This is a genomic window from Cryobacterium sp. Hz9 (assembly GCF_004402825.1).
In the GTDB taxonomy this organism is placed as follows: domain Bacteria; phylum Actinomycetota; class Actinomycetes; order Actinomycetales; family Microbacteriaceae; genus Cryobacterium; species Cryobacterium gelidum.
Genome location: NZ_SOFC01000014.1, coordinates 380,453 through 396,465, shown reverse-complemented (window position 1 = coordinate 396,465; position 16,013 = coordinate 380,453). Strand labels below are relative to the sequence as shown.

Below are 16,013 nucleotides of genomic sequence, written 5' to 3'. Positions count from 1 at the left end.
TGACGGCGCACACGTGCCCACTCGGATCGCCCTCGGCCTTGCGACTATCGCGGGGATAGACTCGGGAGCATGTCCCTGCCACGCTTCTTGTTCGCCGATCAGCTCGGCCCGCACTACGACGACGGCGGGGCAATCGTCCTTGTTGAAGCGACCGCCGTGCTGGGTCGTCGTACCTACCATCGAGCCAAAGCCCACCTTATTCTCAGCGCGCTGCGGCACCGCGCTCGAGAGCTTGGCGACCGCGTCGAGTTTATCCACGCGGAGCATTACCGGGATGCGCTCGCCGGACGTGACCTCGAAGTAATCAACCCGACGTCCTGGGGCGCGCGGGCGCTGGTTGCCGAGCTTGGGGCATCCGTTCTGCCGAGTCGGGGTTTCGTGACGAGCGAGCAGGACTTCGCCAGCTGGGCGGACGGCCGGCCCGCGTCCCGACTCGTGATGGAACAGTTCTACCGCCACGTGCGCACGAACACCGGAATACTCATGCGCGGCTCGGAGCCGGAGGGTGGGCGCTTCAACTTTGATCATGACAATCGGCAGCCTCCCCCGAAACATGCGGTCGGTCTCGGCCTGCCCGACCCGTGGACGCCCACAGAGGACGACATCGATCAGGAAGTGCGTCGGGACCTCGACCGGCTTGTGAGTGAGGGTCGTGTTCACCTGATCGGAGACGATGGCCCGCGCCGTTTCGCCGCTACCCGCGCCGAGGCCCTCGCGGCTTTGGACGATTTCATCGACACGCGGCTGCCAGACTTTGGGCCGTTCGAAGATGCTTCCTTGACCGGTGACAGCACCATGGCGCACTCGCGGCTGAGCGTTCCGCTCAATTTAGGGTTGCTGCATCCGCAGGAAGTCATCGACGCGGTTGTCGCGGCCTACCACGGTGGGCGCGCGCCGCTCGCGAGCGCCGAGGCGGTCGTGCGCCAGATTATGGGGTGGCGGGATTGGGTATGGCACCTGTATTGGCACCTCGGTGAAACCTACGTCGCCGACAGCAATTTTCTCGCCGCGCACGAGCCACTACCGAAGGCATTCTTGGAGCTGGATGGTGGTGCCGTTGAGGCCCGGTGCCTGAGCCATGTGCTCGATGAGGTCGCCCGCACCGGGTGGACACACCATATTCCGCGGCTGATGATTCTCGGCAATTGGTCGTTGCAGCGCGGCTACGAGCCGGCCGCCCTGTCGGATTGGTTCATCAATGCCTTTGTCGACGGAACGCCCTGGGTGATGCCGGCCAATGTGATCGGCATGTCCCAGCACGCCGATGGCGGCATGGTCGCGACCAAGCCTTATGCCTCGGGCGGGGCGTACATCTCGAAAATGACGGATTTCTGCGGGAGCTGCCGGTTCAATCCAAAGATCAGGCTAGGGCCACAGGCGTGCCCCTTCACCGCTGGCTACTGGGCATTCCTTGACCGTGTGGAGCCGCGCATTCGGGGCAATCACCGCATGAGTCAGCCGCTCGCCGGGCTGCGGCGCCTCGTCGACCGTGAGGCCGTCGTTGCACAGGAACGCGAACGCACCGACTGGTAGCGCACCGAGCGGTAGCGCACCGAGCGGTAGCGCACCGAGCGGTAGCGCACCGAGCGGTAGCGCACCGAGCGGTAGCGCACCGACCGGTAGCGCACCGACCGGTAGAGGGTGGCGTTTCGTGGAAGCTGCCCGCTACGCGGAGAAAGCGGTGCTCGGCAGGTCCCGCTCGCCGGCGATGATCGCGTCGACAACGCGGCGGGCGACATCCGCGGGGCGGTACCCGGTGGGAAGTCGCGGCGCGGACCCCTGGATGGGCCGGGTGGCAAGTCCGGTTTCGGTGTGGCCGGGGCGCGCGTCAATGAAACGGATGCCGTCCCGCCGTATTTCACGCCCGGCCGCCGTCCCGAACGCGGCTAGGGCCGCCTTCGACGCCGAGTAGGCCGCCATATTCGCGGTCGGACTCTCACTCACGATGCCACTGAACGTGAGAAAGAATGGATCACGGTGTGCCGCCGCCGATTCAGCCAGGGCGGGATGGGCGGCGCGAAGCAGCCGCATCGGTGCTGTGGCATTCACCGCCATCAGGGTGTCGATCGTGTCGTCTGAGACCTCCGCCAGGGCGCCGAACGCTACGAGCCCAGCGGCGTTGACTATGCCGTCGAGGCGGCCATGCGCGGCCACTGCGGCGGCCACGAGCTGCGTAGCGGTCTCCGGATCACACAGGTCGCCACTGGCCACCGCCCCGGCGATGCCTAAATCGATCACGCGCTGCGCGTTGCGCCCGTGGAGGGTGAGCAGGGCGCCCTCCGCGCTCAGGATCCGGGCAATTTCATGGCCCAGGCCGCCGGTGGCGCCAACGACGAGCACGGAGGAGCTGGCGAGAGAAGTCATGCCTTCAGACTAGACGGACTCATGAGTGATTGCGCGAGTTTGATGGTATCGGCAGACGCGAGCACGTCTTTGCTCCCGCCGACGGTCCCCACCCCCGGCTAGTCCCCGGGAACTGGATCGTCGCCAGAACAATCGCTGCGCAACTTGTCACACAGCATCGTCAGTTGCTGCAGCTCGGCCTCGCTGAGGGCCTCGCCGATGCGCCCTGCGATGGAGTCCATATGGTCAACGGCGACCCGCCGAAACAGGGCGAGGCCGGCATCCGTGAGTTCGATGATGGCACCGCGACCGTCTGTTGGATCGGTGTGCTTGTGCAGGTACCCGCGGAAGACGAGCCGATCGACGAGCCGGCTCACGCTCGGCTGGGTCAACAGCACATGCTGGTTGAGTTCGCGCAAGCGGATGCGCCGGTCCGGCTGCCGAGACAGATTGAACATCACGTCGTACTCGTTGAGGGAAATTTCCTTCGAGGGAAAATTCGCCGCCAGACTGCGCATGATGGCGACCTGGGCCCGAAACAGGGATTCCCACGCGCTCACCGCGACCGTTCGATCCACCACCTGCGGCTCCTCGCCTTGTTCTCTCCGCTGTCCTCCAAGGATAGAGACTCTGGGCGTTCGGCGGGCACCGTGTGCGGCCGTGGGGCGGCCGTGGAGCGGGATCCGCTCAGTGGGGGAACAGTCAGGCGCTTGGTATGAAACTCGCAGGTGATTTTCTCCACGAAAGGTGGCGCCCGTTACCTATTCGTTATATATTTTAGGTGCGTCAACCGTTTGCTGTGGCGGATGACGTGGAATGTGATTGCAGGACACTCTTGGTGCAAGGGAAGAGGGTCAGTCGTAGCCTCTGCGACTGGCCCTCAGTCACGTTAATGGCGCCGGGTCCGCGCCCATCCGGCGAAACGGCCTAGAACAGGTCGGGGCTCGGGGTGGTCGACTGACGAATGGCGACATCGGCGTGGCGGTCGAAACGGTAGCCGACGCCGCGCACCGTGCGAACGATGTCTTCATAGCGGCCGAGCTTGGAGCGCAGGCGACGAACGTGTACGTCGATGGTGCGCTCGTTCGGAGCGTCATCCTCGTCGGCGGAGTTCCACAGCGATGAAATGATCTCAGCGCGGTCGATGGTGCGGCCTTCGCGCAGCACGAGATACTGCAGCAGCTCGAACTCTTTGTAGGTCAGCGCGGCAGTCTCATTGTCGAGAATGACGCGCTTACGGGAGATGTCCACCACGACGCCGCTGCGTGCACGGTCCAGTTCCTCGGGTTCGGCGCGGTGCGCAGCCAAAGCAGCCGGGTCCTGCAGGGCCAGGCGCACGACATCAACGTCGCGTCCGCCGGCACCCTCTGGAGCCAGTGCAACGGCGGCGTAGGTTTCAGACGAGGGCACGATGTCGGCGGCGAGGGCCTTGAGCGCCTCAACGATGCGGTTCAGACTCGTGCCGGCTGCGGCCGCCTTGGCCTCGTCAATGCCGACGTAGAGAACGAAGCCGCGAGCTTCGGTACCGGCCGGCACGGCGCGAATGCGCGGAGCGGCAACCGGCGGTGCCAGGGTCAAATCGGGGCGGTTGAAGGGTGTGGGGCGCGTGGCGTGGATGTGTGCGAGAGACATGAAGGGTCCTTGACTGTTCGATCGAGAGGAGCCTGACGGATGCGCGAAGCGCGATTTCCGAATGGAGGTTCCGGTGTGGCCCGCAGGCCGGGGGCGAATGCTGCAAACCAGCATTCGGGGCGTCGGCCCGACGATTCAGAAGTCAGTCAGGCAGGGACGCGAAGGAAGGTCTCGGTTAGCGACACATTCGGCAACAGCGGCTGGCGGGGATGCCGGCCATCATCATGGCGGCAGTCCCGGGGGCCTCGGGGGAGGTCAGGGGGCGTGCGCTGGTTGTCATAAAGATGAGTAAAGCGGAATGTGACGGCGTGTGTCAATTTGATGTCGCGGGAAGTCTCCGCATGACGTGCACCACGTTCGCGGGGTCGCGTCCATTTAGGCGATTCGTTGCACCATCACAGCATTGTGAAATTTTCCAAGGTGAAACATCGATAAATCAAAGATTATTGATGTAAAGCCGGCCTGGCGTGTCGCTGGTCGCAGGACCTGCATGCGTCCACCGGATCTCGTCAATCAGTTCGTCAGACCAGTCCGTACAGACGGTCGCCGGCGTCGCCGAGGCCGGGCACGATATAGCCCTGCTCGTCCAGCTTCTCGTCAACGGCGCCCAGCACGATGGTCACTTCTCGGCCCGCGAGGGCTTTCTCGACGGCGGCGAGGCCTTCCGGCGCAGCGAGGATGCAGATCGCTGTCACGTCGACTGCGCCACGGTCGAACAGAAAGTTGATGGCGGCAATGAGCGACCCACCGGTCGCGAGCATCGGATCGAGCACAAAGCACTGCCGATCCGACAGGTCATCGGGAAGACGCTCGGCATAGGTCGTGGGCTGCAGCGTCTCTTCGTTGCGCGCCATGCCGAGAAAGCCAACCTCGGCGGTCGGCAGCAGCTTCACCATGCCCTCGAGCATCCCGAGCCCGGCCCGCAGAATAGGCACCACGAGCGGCTTCGGCTCGCTGATGCGCACACCCTGAGCGGCCGACACGGGGGTCTGCACGGTGACAGCCTCCACGCGGACACCGCGCGTGCCCTCGTAGGCGAGCAACGTCATGATCTCCTCGACCAGCGATCTAAACAGCGGTGACGGCGTGTGCCTATCGCGAAGCACGGTGAGCTTGTGCGTGATGAGCGGGTGGTCGGCAACATGGACTCGCATAGGCTCAATTCTACTAGAGGCAATCCCCACGGCTTGAGGTTGACACATGCGCGCACGAGATCAGCACACTGAGTGGATGCTGCTCGCCCTGACCGAGGCACGCGCGTCTCTCGCCTCCGACGACGTTCCGGTCGGCGCCGTCATCGTCGATGCTGCCGGCTACGTGATCGGCCGGGGCCGGAACGAGCGTGAATTACACCAAGACCCGACGCTCCACGCGGAAGTCGTGGCCATCCGGCAGGCCGCCGCGCACACCGGCGACTGGCACCTGACCGGATGCACCCTGATCGTCACCCTCGAACCCTGCGTGATGTGCGCCGGCGCGATTCTCGCCGCGCGGGTGCCAACGGTCGTGTTCGGCGCCTGGGACGAGAAAGCGGGAGCGGCCGGATCGGTCTATGACGTACTGCGCGACCGTCGGCTCAACCATCGGGTCGAGGTCTTTGCCGACGTCAATGCGCACGCGTGCAGCGAGATCCTGCGGGAGTTTTTCAACGATCCCGCCCGCCGAGCCAGCCGCTGAGGTCTATTCCCGCCCCTTGATCACGAAGGTGTCTGTCGGGGGATCAGCCAGGTTCGGGTCGAAGAAGATATCGGGCTCGAGGTAGATCGTTCGAGCGAGCGGTACTGCGGCGCGAATGCGAGTTTCGACGGCATTGATGTCCGTGGCGACATCGGCAACGCGGTGCTCACCGTCGAAGGCGAGCTTGGCGCCGACCAGAATCTCATCCGGGCCGAGGTAGAGCGTCTTGAGGTGAATGATGCGTTTGGTCTCGGGGCCGTCCAGAATGGCGGTTTTGATGGCGTCGAGGTCTTTCTTGCTCGCGCCCTCACCGACGAGCAGGCTCTTGGTTTCGATGCCGAGAATGATCGCGACGAGCACCAGAAGCACACCGATTGCGAGCGTACCGACGGCGTCCCAGATCGGCTCATCCGTGATGACGGCCAGGCCTACGCCCACGAAGGCGAAGGTAAGGCCGGTGAGGGCCGCCACGTCTTCGAGCAGCACGACCGGCAGCTCGGGGGCCTTCGCATGTCGAATGAACTGCACCCAGGTCTGGTTTCCTCGCACATGGTTGGACTCTTTGATCGCGGTACGCAGGGAAAAACTTTCGAGCACCATCGCGATGGCGAGCACCAGAATCGGCAGCCAAACGTTTTCGAGCGGATGTGGGTGCTGCAGCTTGTCGAAGCCCTCATAGAGCGAGAACACCCCGCCGATCGAGAACAGAATGATCGAGACCACGAAGGCGTAGACGTAGCGTTCGCGCCCATAGCCGAACGGATGCTCCAGGTCGGCCCGCTTCTTCGCCTTACGACCCCCCAGCAGCAGGAGCAGCTGATTGCCGGCATCCGCGACCGAGTGCACCGCCTCGGCAAGCATCGAGGACGAGCCGGAAAATGCCCAGGCTACGAACTTGGTCACTGCGATGCCCAGATTAGCCGCGAATGCCGCCACGATTGCCTTGTTTCCGCCCGATGCGCTCATGAAAGCATCTTAGAACCGTGTGCCAGCGCACGTCCCAGGCTGTGTCGAGTTGGCCATTCAGGGCGGTCCGATGGCGGAAAAAGTAGACTGGTCGGATGACCTCTCCTCAGAATGTGACTCTGCCCACGATCGCCTTCCTCGGCGCCGGATCGATGGCCCGCGCCATTCTGTCCGGCCTGCTCAAGCCGGGCGTGACCGTGGACGGCGGCATTCGCGTGACCAACCGCACAGCGGTAAAGGCGGCAGAGCTGGCCGACACCGAGGGCGTCACCGCCTACGCGACCGAGGTTGACGCTGACGCCAACCTCAAGGCGATCGATGGCGCCCAAATCGTCATTATTGCCGTCAAGCCGTACATGGTGGCCGATCTGCTCGGTGAAATCGGAGCCTCCCTCGCGCCGGGCACGCTGGTCTTGAGCGTCGCGGCCGGCGTCACGATCGACACCTTCGAGTCGCTGCTGCCCGAGTCTGTGCACGTCGTTCGCACCATGCCGAACACCCCCGCCGTCGTCGGCATGGCCGTCACCGGTATCAGTGCCGGCACCCGGTCGAGCGAGGCCGACCTGGCGCTCACCAGCGCCCTGTTTGCGACCGTCGGCGACGTGCTGGTCGTGCCCGAGAGCAAACTCGACGCCCTCAGCACCATCTCCGGCTCCGGCCCGGCCTACGTGTTCTACCTGATCGAACAGCTCACCGAAACGGCCTGCAGCAAGGGCTTCACCCGCGAGGAAGCGGCCATCATGGTCAACGGCACCTTCCTCGGCGCGAGCGCTCTCCTCGCCGTGTCGGACAAATCGCCGAGCGAGCTGCGGCGCCAGGTGACGAGCCCGGCCGGCACGACGGAGCGTGCCATCTGGGAGCTGGAGAAGGGCGGGCTGAAAGAGCTCTTCGACACCGCAACGGACGCCGCCCTCGCGCGCGCCCGGGAACTGGCCGCTTCGTAAGTGGCCCGGCAGCCCTGCGTACGTTACAGCCCTGCGCTCATCAGAGCCCTTCGGCGATGGCGGCCGTCGCCTGCAGCCACGCGGCACGGGTGCGCGGCGCCAGGGCGTCGACGTTGAGCGGGCCGCCACCGACCAGTGAGGCGTCGTAGGGAACATCGACGACCGTGCGGGTGAGCTGGCGAAAGTGGTCGTGCAGACGCTTAGACAGCTGCTCGTCGGCGGTCTTCGAGGGCGACGCGAGCACGGTGACCGCTTGGGCGACCTTGTCGGCGTGACCCTTCTGCCGCAGGCCGTCGATCAGTGAGGCCGCACCATAGCCGGTGTCTTCGCGAATGGTCGACACGATCACCAGCTGGTCGGCGGCATCGACCGCCGCTTCCCAGTTACTGGCCCGCATGTTGTTGCCGGTGTCGATGACGAGAACCCGGTAAAAGCGGCTCAGCGACGCGTGAAGCTTGCGAAAGGCGTCATCGTCGATGCTGGCTGCGCCCGCCGGATCGAGGTCAGAGGCGAGCGCGTCGAACTGCGCATCACCCTGCGATCGCACATAGTTGTCGAGGTCACCCACCCGGGAGCGCGTGTCGCCGAACCGGTCGAGGTCGCGCAGCAGGTCGACCGCCGTGTTGGTGTGCCGGGCGGCCTGAGCGCGCACGCCGAGCGTGCCCATGGTCTCGTTGTTGTCCCAGGCGAGGGTGTAGCCACCGCGATAGATGCCGAACGTGGCCGCGATGAGCAGCGTCGCCGTCGTCTTGTGCGCTCCGCCCTTGGGATTGAGTACCACGATCGTTCGCGGGCCGTTCAGGCTGCGCTGTACGGCCGCGACGGCCGTACGGTGCTGACGCTCGGTCGAACTCGGCGTGGGCGAGACCAGGCCGCCGGTCAGGCGGCGGAGGGCGCCCTGCCAGCCCCGCTCGGCCGGTCCGGCGGGCGCCGGCGGCCGCGAGTTGAGAAAGTCGGCCAGGTTCGGTGCAACCGGTGACAGAGCGGGTGATGCGGCCGCCGCATCCGTCGAGGGTGCCAACAGCGACTCGAACAGCGCGCTCTTCGGTGCCGCGACGGGCGGCTGCACGAGCGTGGCGAACGGTGTCGGTTTCTCGAACGGGGTCACCAGCGGAAGGGGCATGGTGCTCGCCCGCTTCGGGTGACTGGCAACGATAACCGGCCCGGCCGACTCGACACGCCCATTGGGGTGCACGGTCAGTGGCCAATCGCCCTGTTCGTCGCTGACCTGAAGCAGTAAGGATTGTCCGCGGCTGCGGGCGGTCTCGACCACGAGGCCGATGATCTCTTCGCGAACGCCGGCTTCATCGGTGCCGGTGACACGCCGCCGGAAGCCATCGATGGTCACCTCGCCCGTGGTGTCGGTCTGGACTGCGGCGACAATGTCAGCCGGGATGTTTGCGAGAGCGGGCACGTCGGATGACATGGGAGAGCCTTTCCGTCCACGGACACATTGTCAGCTCGCAGCCTCAGGTGGGATGCGGCGAGAAAGGTCCCTAGTAGGAGGATAGCTGGTCGACTCCCCCAAATTGGGGGAGCGCCATGATCCGAGCGCTGCGAACCGTTCAATATCGGCCTCGGCGCCCGACACGATGACGAGGTGATGGTTTGACACGACAGTCACCGGGGTCGCGTAGGTGAACGGCTTGCCGGGGCTTACCGGGGCTTACCGAAGGGCGACTGATCGGTGGCCATGTCGACCGTGGCCAGGCCGGTGCCGCAGATGACCGAGACGGCCGTGAACACAGGGTCGGGTAGCGGCGTCAGTGTTCGATCACTGCGACGCTCGCAGGCTTGACGTGGTACTCCCGAACGGCAATGACTACCCTGAGGTTATGGCAGACATCTTTACCGTGGTGGCGGACTCGGCGCGACGGGACATCTTGCGCATCCTCTTGGAGCGCGCTGTTCCACCCGGAGACAGTCGCGGTCCCTCCGCGGAGGTTCGCGGCGAGCTGAGTGTGTCAGACATTGTCGTGCGTCTCGGCCTGAGCCAGCCCACCGTCTCAAAACACCTCAAGGTGCTGCGCGAAGCCGGTCTGGTCACCGTGCGTGAAAACGGACAACACCGCTTCTACCGACTCGAGTTCTCGCCGTTCGAAGAGATCGAGGACTGGTTGATTCCGTTCCTCAGCGTCGACTTCGACCAAACCGTCAAAAACGCCGATCTCGAGGCCGATGCTGGCCTGAAAGACGAACAGCGCGCCTTCGCTTCGGCCATAGGCAAGGCCTTCGCCGATGCCTCGCAAATGTCGCATGTCGTCAAAGACGCCACCGCAAAAAAGTGGCGAAGAAACGGCTGAGACGACCGCGTTCGCACCCTCACAAACCGTCCAATTCGGGTGCTGAGTAGTTGGATCCGGTTTTGTCCGATAGAATGGTGTTTTCGTGTCAGTCGCGGGCCCCGCGACTAAACCAATACTTGTGAGGTCCGTGTGGGTTCTGTAATTAAGAAGCGACGCAAGCGTATGGCGAAGAAGAAGCACCGCAAGCTGCTTCGCAAGACTCGCCACCAGCGTCGTAATAAGAAGTAGAGCGACAAAGAAGCAAAACTTCTTCTCGTCGTCGAGCAAAGCGCTAGCCCTTCGGGACTGGCGCTTTTTGCTGTATCGCGACCGGTGTGCCGCGCCGTCGGCGTAGGCTGGAACCATGCCTACCGCTCTCGTGACCCTGATCGGCAAGCCCGGTTGCCACCTCTGCGACGACGCACGTGACCTGGTCAGCAGCGTGGTCGCCAAGCTCGCCGACGACGCGGCGGCACCCACGATCACGTTCGAGGAACGTTCCATCCTCGATGACGCCGACCTGCACGAGCTGTACCTCGAGGACATTCCGGTGCTCCTCATCAACGGCAAAGTGCACAACTACTGGCGTATCGATCCTGTGCGCCTGCGCACCGCCCTACTGGAGGTTTCATGACCATCCGTCACATCGTCTGCTGGAAGCTCAACGCCCTCACCCCGCGCAAGAAAGCCGACGACGCGGCCGGAATCGTGGCGGGCCTGGAATCCCTGATGGGTGTCGTGCCCGAGATCCGTGCGTTGACGGTGGGACCGGATGTCGCCGGTAATGAGAACTGGGACGTCGCGCTGATCGCCGATTTCGACGACCTCGAATCCCTTGACCGCTACCAGAGGCACCCCGAGCACAAAAAGGTCGGCGCGTTCATTCGCACCGTCGTCGCCGATCGACTGGCCGTCGACCTCGAGGTCTAACCCGCCGGGCGCCTTTTCGAGGAGAGGGGAGCGCGCGTTGGTTCTCGGCATCGCCGTTCGACGCAGACGGCCGTGGTCGTCCTCGTGCCCAGAACCGGAACCGACTGAGCTACGGCTCGAGGCGGGTCGGGCCGCGGAACAGGTAGGTGACCTCGCGAATCGACGCCTGGTGCAGCATGAGCATCAAGACCCGGGCCAGGCCCATGCCGAAACCGCCGTGCGAAGGAACTCCGTAGCGGAAGAAGTCGAGGTAGCCCTCGATTTCCTTCGGTTCGAGGCCCTTCTCGATGGCCTGAGCTTCGAGCACCTCGATGCGGTGCTCGCGCTGGGCGCCGGTGGAGATCTCGGTGCCGTTGAAGATGAGGTCGTAGCTCTTGGTGATCGATGCGTCGCCCTCGTGACGCATGTGATAAAACGGGCGGATGCTCGAGGCGTAGTCGGTGAGGAAGACGAATTCGTGCCCGTACGTCTCGGCCACGTACGCGGCGATCTGGCGTTCGCCCTCCGGGTCCATGTCGTCGTCGTCGCGGGGAACCTCGTAGCCGCGGCTCTTGACGATCTCCTTGGCCTCGGCCAGGGGTATGCGCGGGAACGGAGTGCTCGGAACGGTCACTTCAACGTCGAACAGGACCTTGACCTCGTCTCCGTGTTTTTTCTGTACGGCGGTGAACCCGGCGACCATGAGGTCTTCGTGCAGCGCCATGACGTCGTCGTGGCTGTCGATCCAGCTGATCTCACTGTCGACGCTGGTAAACTCGGTGGCGTGCCGGCTCGTGAACGAGGGGTCGGCTCGGAACGCCGGGCCCACCTCGAAGATCTTGCCGAAGCCAGCCGACTGGGCCATCTGCTTGAAGAACTGCGGGCTCTGTGCGAGGTACGCCTTGGTGTCGAAATAGCCCACCTCGAACAGCTCGGCGCGCGACTCGCTCGCACTCGCCATGAGCTTGGGGGTGTGCAGTTCGATGAAGTCGTGCTCGATCCAGTAGGTGCGCAGCGCGTGCTCGAACGTGGTCTGGATGCGGAAGATGAGGTTCTGCTTGGGGTTGCGCAGGTCGAGGAAGCGCCAGTCCATGCGCTTGTCGAGGCTCGAGTCGGCCGCGATCGGCGTCTCGGGAATGGCGGCGGACACCACGGTGAGGGAGGTGAGCTTGATCTCGATGCCGCCGAGCTTCACCCGTTCGTCGTGCTTGAGCTGCCCGGTCACGGTGACGAAGGTGCCCTGGGCGAGACCGGAGATGCTGGTGGCCGGCTCATCGGCGACGACGACGCCATCGGCATCCGTTGTGCGGGGATTGACCAGCTGAACGGCACCGGATTCGTCGCGCAGAACGACGAATTGCACCTTTTTCTGGTCTCGAACGGTATCGACCCAGCCGGACACCGATACGGGGCCGTCGTCGAGAGCGGACAGGTTCTTGATCAATACGCGCGAAGTCACGATTTGAGTTTAGCCGGAGCCGCCAGCGGAGCGCTCTCACGGCGGTTTCTAGGTTGGGTCTTCCGTAGACTAGACAAGTGGTAGCCAGTCAAGTGCATCTCGTGCGTCACGGTGAGGTCTTCAACCCCGAACGCGTGCTCTACGGACGGCTGCCAAACTATCGACTCTCCGAACGCGGCGTGGTCATGGCTGCCGCCGCCGCCACCGAGCTGGTCGAGCGCGGCCGCCCGGTCACGCGTGTCATCGCGTCGCCGCTGCAACGTGCGCAGGAATCGGCCGGCCCGATCGCTGCAGCCTTCGCGTTGTCCATCGACACCGATGAACGCATCATCGAACCGACCAACGCCTTCGAAGGCAAGCGGATGCGCGGTCCCGATGGCGCACTGCGCGACCCCCGCAACTGGCCGGCCCTGATCAACCCCTTGAAGCCGAGCTGGGGCGAACCGTTCCGCGCCATTTCCGCACGCATGCTCGCGGCGATTGACGACGCCTGGAACTCGGTCGATGAGGGTGACGTCGTGTTGGTCAGCCACCAGCTGCCGATTTGGATGGTGCACCGCTCCCTCGCCCACGAACAGCTCGCGCACGACCCGCGCAAACGCCGCTGCGACCTGTCGAGCATCACCACCCTCTCCTGGCACGGGGATCAATTCGCCGAAACCGGCTACGCCAGCCCGGCACTAGCCCTTCTCGACCCGAGCAACGATGTGGGTGCCGTATGAATAGCCGCCGCGTGAGCCGCCGCCTCGCCCCGCTGCTGGCCGGGCTGGCCGCCGGTGCGCTGTTGCTCTCGGGCTGCTCCGCCGACCCGCTCGCGGATCAGTACCGGGAAGGCTCGAACAAGGGTTTCATCGCCGGCGACGGCAGCGTCACCGAGATCGCCCTCGCCGACCGCGGTGAGGCTATTGAGTTCTCGGGCGTGACCGAGACAGGCGAACCGGTCACGAGCGCCGACACGCAAGGCGAAGTTCTGGTCGTCAATTTCTGGTACGCGAGCTGCGCACCGTGCCGCGCCGAGGCAGCCGATCTGCAGGGCCTCAACGCGCAGTTTGAAAACAAGGGCGCGAGTTTTCTCGGTGTCAATGTGCGTGACCAGGCCCCCAACGCGATCGCATTCAACGAGACCTACAGCGTGACCTACCCCTCCGTGCTCGACGTCGATACCGGAGCCATGCAGCTTGCCTTCAGCGGCAGCATCCCGCCGAACGCGGTGCCCACGACCCTCGTGCTCGACGCCGAGGGCAGGGTTGCTGCACGCATTCTGGGCCAGGTCACGTCGCCGTCCATTCTGGAAACCCTGATTCGGGACACCATCGCGGAGAGTGGCACGACCGAGTGAACAATCCGTTCGGAGAGATCGTCTTCAGTGGTCAGCTGCTCTTCGCCATTCCCATCGCGCTCCTCGCCGGACTGGTGTCGTTCGCGTCCCCGTGCATTCTGCCGCTTGTTCCCGGCTACCTCGCCTACATCGGTGGTTTCACCGACGGACGCACCGGCGCTGCTAAGCGGGACCGTCGCGGTCGCAACCGGCTCCTGGCCGGGGTTGGGCTGTTCGTGCTCGGCTTCACCGTGGTGTTCGTGCTCACCGGTGTCGTCTTTGGCGCGGCTGGATTCTGGCTCAACTCGTACCGAGACCTGATCACGCGCATCGCCGGCGTCGTGGTCATCCTGCTGGGCCTGGTCTTCATCGGCCAGTTTGGTGCGATGCAACGCACGATCAAGACCAACTGGCGCCCCAAGATGGGCCTGGCCGGGGCCCCCCTGCTCGGGGCGGTGTTCGCCGTCGGTTGGACGCCGTGCACCGGGCCCACCCTCACCGCCATCAACTCGCTCAGTCTTGGCACCGGTTCGCCCTGGCAGGGCGGACTGCTTGCCCTGTTCTACTCCCTCGGCCTCGGCATTCCCTTCCTCTTGATCGCCCTCGGCCTCAACTGGGCCACCGGATCGGTCGCATTCCTCAAACGGCATATTCGTGCCATCAACCTGTTCGGCGGCGTTCTGCTCGTCGTCATCGGAGTACTCATGGTGAGTGGCATCTGGAATAGTTGGCTCCTCGACCTGCAGGGGGTGATTGGCAGCTTTGTCCCGGCCATCTGATCACTACGATTCCCGCCCGCAGGCGCCGCAGGCCGGTGTCGTGCAGCCCAAGCTCGGCCCGACCGGCTGGCTGCGCTGGTTCTGGCGTCAGCTCACGAGCATGCGCACCGCCCTCTTTCTGCTGCTCATGCTCGCCATCGCGTCCATTCCGGGGTCGCTCGTGCCGCAACGCTCGAGCGATCCGAACGGGGTCACCCAGTACTTCACCGACAACCCCGACCTGGCGCCGATTCTCGACAAACTGCAGGCCTTCGACGTCTACACCTCGGCCTGGTTCTCGTCGATCTATCTGCTGCTGTTCATCTCGCTCATCGGCTGCGTCATTCCGCGCACCAAACACCACTTCCAGGCCCTGCGTGCCAAACCGCCGACCACGCCGGCCCGCCTTGGACGCCTGTCCGGTTTCACCACGCAAGACGCGCCGGCGCACACGGATGCCCGCGACGCCATCACGCACGCCCGCACCGTCCTGAAATCCAGCGGCTACCGCGTCGCTCGCTTTGATTCCGATACCGAGTCATCCGTCTCGGCCGAGCGCGGCTACCTGCGGGAGACCGGCAACCTCGTCTTTCACGCTGCGCTCGTGGGCATTCTGGTGACCGTCGGATTTGGTGGCGGCTATGGCTTCAGCGGCCAGCGAGTGCTCGTCGAAGGCCAGACCTTCGTGAACACGCTGCTCGCCTACGACTCCTTCAACCCGGGACGGTTCTTCGACGACAGCACGCTCGACCCGTACACGCTGAGCCTGGATGACTTCTCGGTCTCCTACGAACAACGGAATCTGCAGGCCTACGGCCAGCCGATCGACTTCACCGCCGACGTGACCGTCACGCCCAAGGGCGAGGCGGCTGAGCCCAGCGGCGTCAAGGTCAACGGACCGCTACGCACCAACGGGACGAGCATCTATCTGCTTGGCAACGGGTACGCACCGACCATTCAGGTGACGGCCCCCGACGGTACCGTCGTCTTTTCAGACTCGGTGCCATTCTTGCCGCAGGACGCCAACCTCACCTCGCTCGGCATCGTGAAAGTACCCGACGGACTGGCCGAACAGCTCGGCATGATCGGCTTCTTCTATCCCACCCAGGACAAAGCGGCCTCCGGCGCGAACTTCTCCAGCTACCCCGACCTCGAATACCCGCTGCTCACCCTGAACGTGTACACCGGTGACCTCGGTCTCAATGCCGGCGTGCCGACATCCGTTTATGCCCTCGACACCGACACCCTGACGCAGCAGACCGGCGGCAAGACCGATGTTGCCTCAATCGAGCTCAAGCCGGGAGAATCGGCCGCGCTGCCCGGTGACCTCGGCACCGTCAGTTTCGTAGACAACAATCCGACCGCATCGGCGGCCGGCGATTTCACCCAGTCGGTTCCGCGCTTTGCAAGCTTTGACATCCACCACGACCCGACGCAGATCTGGTTGATCTCCTTCTCCATGCTCGTCTTGTTCGGCCTGTTCACCGGGCTGCTCGTGCCACGTCGTCGAGTGTGGGTGAAGGCAACAACCCGAATCGACGGAACCGTGCACCTCGAATACGCAGGCCTGGCCCGCGGCGACGATCCGGCACTCGAAGCCGCCGTCACGACTGTGGCTGACCGTCACCTCAAACTGTTGAACACCCACCAACCCGTCGTCGCGCACCCCGAATCGATTTAGGCTTACATCGTGAATCTGACTGACTCCGCACTGCTCAACTC

The 16,013-nt window shown here is 64.5% G+C and carries 18 protein-coding genes and 1 pseudogene; 11 read left to right on the top strand and 8 right to left on the bottom strand.

The window, feature by feature from the left end; translation table 11 throughout:
- Nucleotides 1-69: 69 nt before the first annotated feature.
- A complete protein-coding gene (locus E3N85_RS08665; protein WP_134462086.1) occupies nt 70-1,533 on the top strand; it encodes a cryptochrome/photolyase family protein in 1,464 nt (487 codons plus the stop codon).
- A 132-nt stretch (nt 1,534-1,665) separates the two neighbouring features.
- On the opposite strand, the gene E3N85_RS08660 is transcribed toward E3N85_RS08665, so the two are convergent.
- The 4 genes from E3N85_RS08660 to upp form a co-directional block, all read right to left on the bottom strand.
- Nucleotides 1,666-2,364 (bottom strand): SDR family oxidoreductase, encoded by a 699-nt coding sequence (locus tag E3N85_RS08660; RefSeq protein WP_134462083.1) that lies wholly within the window; start codon nt 2,362-2,364, stop codon nt 1,666-1,668.
- 98 nt (nt 2,365-2,462) lie between these two features.
- On the bottom strand, nt 2,463-2,861 hold the full coding sequence (locus E3N85_RS08655) for a MarR family winged helix-turn-helix transcriptional regulator (RefSeq protein WP_134462286.1): 399 nt from the start codon (nt 2,859-2,861) through the stop codon (nt 2,463-2,465).
- 409 nt (nt 2,862-3,270) lie between these two features.
- A complete protein-coding gene (locus tag E3N85_RS08650) occupies nt 3,271-3,975 on the bottom strand; it encodes a winged helix-turn-helix domain-containing protein (RefSeq protein ID WP_134462081.1) in 705 nt (234 codons plus the stop codon).
- A gap of 521 nt (nt 3,976-4,496) precedes the next feature.
- Nucleotides 4,497-5,129, bottom strand: coding sequence for a uracil phosphoribosyltransferase (gene upp, locus E3N85_RS08645; RefSeq protein WP_134462078.1), 633 nt, complete (start codon nt 5,127-5,129; stop codon nt 4,497-4,499).
- 46 nt (nt 5,130-5,175) lie between these two features.
- Here upp and tadA point away from each other — a divergent pair, with 46 nt between their 5' ends.
- Nucleotides 5,176-5,652, top strand: a complete 477-nt coding sequence (gene tadA, locus E3N85_RS08640; RefSeq protein WP_206751240.1) for a tRNA adenosine(34) deaminase TadA — start codon at nt 5,176-5,178, stop codon at nt 5,650-5,652.
- A gap of 3 nt (nt 5,653-5,655) precedes the next feature.
- Here tadA and E3N85_RS08635 read toward each other — a convergent pair whose 3' ends face one another.
- Nucleotides 5,656-6,618, bottom strand: a complete 963-nt coding sequence (locus tag E3N85_RS08635) for a cation diffusion facilitator family transporter (RefSeq protein WP_134462075.1) — start codon at nt 6,616-6,618, stop codon at nt 5,656-5,658.
- Between the two features lie 95 nt (nt 6,619-6,713).
- Here E3N85_RS08635 and proC point away from each other — a divergent pair, with 95 nt between their 5' ends.
- Nucleotides 6,714-7,562 (top strand): pyrroline-5-carboxylate reductase, encoded by an 849-nt coding sequence (gene proC, locus E3N85_RS08630; RefSeq protein ID WP_134462072.1) that lies wholly within the window; start codon nt 6,714-6,716, stop codon nt 7,560-7,562.
- Nucleotides 7,563-7,602: 40 nt separating this feature from the next.
- Here proC and E3N85_RS08625 read toward each other — a convergent pair whose 3' ends face one another.
- Nucleotides 7,603-8,988, bottom strand: coding sequence for a cobalamin biosynthesis protein CobQ (locus E3N85_RS08625; RefSeq protein ID WP_134462069.1), 1,386 nt, complete (start codon nt 8,986-8,988; stop codon nt 7,603-7,605).
- A gap of 123 nt (nt 8,989-9,111) precedes the next feature.
- A pseudogene (locus tag E3N85_RS16760) lies at nt 9,112-9,219 on the bottom strand (TrkA family potassium uptake protein); the annotation flags it as partial.
- Nucleotides 9,220-9,397: 178 nt separating this feature from the next.
- Here E3N85_RS16760 and E3N85_RS08615 point away from each other — a divergent pair.
- The 4 genes from E3N85_RS08615 to E3N85_RS08600 all read left to right on the top strand — a co-directional run bounded on the left by E3N85_RS08615 (nt 9,398) and on the right by E3N85_RS08600 (nt 10,777).
- Nucleotides 9,398-9,865 (top strand): helix-turn-helix transcriptional regulator, encoded by a 468-nt coding sequence (locus E3N85_RS08615; RefSeq protein WP_134462066.1) that lies wholly within the window; start codon nt 9,398-9,400, stop codon nt 9,863-9,865.
- Nucleotides 9,866-9,997: 132 nt separating this feature from the next.
- On the top strand, nt 9,998-10,096 hold the full coding sequence (locus tag E3N85_RS08610; RefSeq protein ID WP_003792170.1) for a 30S ribosomal protein bS22: 99 nt from the start codon (nt 9,998-10,000) through the stop codon (nt 10,094-10,096).
- Nucleotides 10,097-10,211: 115 nt separating this feature from the next.
- On the top strand, nt 10,212-10,481 hold the full coding sequence (locus tag E3N85_RS08605) for a glutaredoxin family protein (protein WP_134462064.1): 270 nt from the start codon (nt 10,212-10,214) through the stop codon (nt 10,479-10,481).
- Nucleotides 10,478-10,777, top strand: coding sequence for a Dabb family protein (locus tag E3N85_RS08600; protein WP_134462061.1), 300 nt, complete (start codon nt 10,478-10,480; stop codon nt 10,775-10,777). Before E3N85_RS08605 ends, E3N85_RS08600 begins: the two co-directional genes overlap by 4 nt.
- A 109-nt stretch (nt 10,778-10,886) precedes the next feature.
- Here E3N85_RS08600 and aspS read toward each other — a convergent pair whose 3' ends face one another.
- The gene (gene aspS / locus E3N85_RS08595; protein ID WP_134462280.1) at nt 10,887-12,200 is read right to left on the bottom strand and encodes an aspartate--tRNA(Asn) ligase; all 1,314 of its coding nucleotides are present in this window, start codon (nt 12,198-12,200) and stop codon (nt 10,887-10,889) included.
- 92 nt (nt 12,201-12,292) lie between these two features.
- On the opposite strand from aspS, the gene E3N85_RS08590 reads away from it, so the two are divergent.
- From E3N85_RS08590 to E3N85_RS08575, 4 genes are read left to right on the top strand one after another with little or no spacing between them, the layout of a single operon-like run.
- Nucleotides 12,293-12,937, top strand: a complete 645-nt coding sequence (locus tag E3N85_RS08590) for a histidine phosphatase family protein (RefSeq protein WP_134462058.1) — start codon at nt 12,293-12,295, stop codon at nt 12,935-12,937.
- Nucleotides 12,934-13,554, top strand: coding sequence for a TlpA disulfide reductase family protein (locus tag E3N85_RS08585; RefSeq protein WP_134462055.1), 621 nt, complete (start codon nt 12,934-12,936; stop codon nt 13,552-13,554). The genes E3N85_RS08590 and E3N85_RS08585 overlap by 4 nt, the downstream gene beginning before the upstream one ends.
- Entirely contained in the window at nt 13,551-14,312 is a 762-nt protein-coding gene (locus tag E3N85_RS08580) for a cytochrome c biogenesis CcdA family protein (RefSeq protein WP_134462052.1), read from the top strand. Before E3N85_RS08585 ends, E3N85_RS08580 begins: the two co-directional genes overlap by 4 nt.
- The gene (locus tag E3N85_RS08575; RefSeq protein ID WP_134462049.1) at nt 14,296-15,972 is read left to right on the top strand and encodes a cytochrome c biogenesis protein ResB; all 1,677 of its coding nucleotides are present in this window, start codon (nt 14,296-14,298) and stop codon (nt 15,970-15,972) included. Before E3N85_RS08580 ends, E3N85_RS08575 begins: the two co-directional genes overlap by 17 nt.
- The last annotated feature ends 41 nt before the right edge of the window (nt 15,973-16,013 follow it).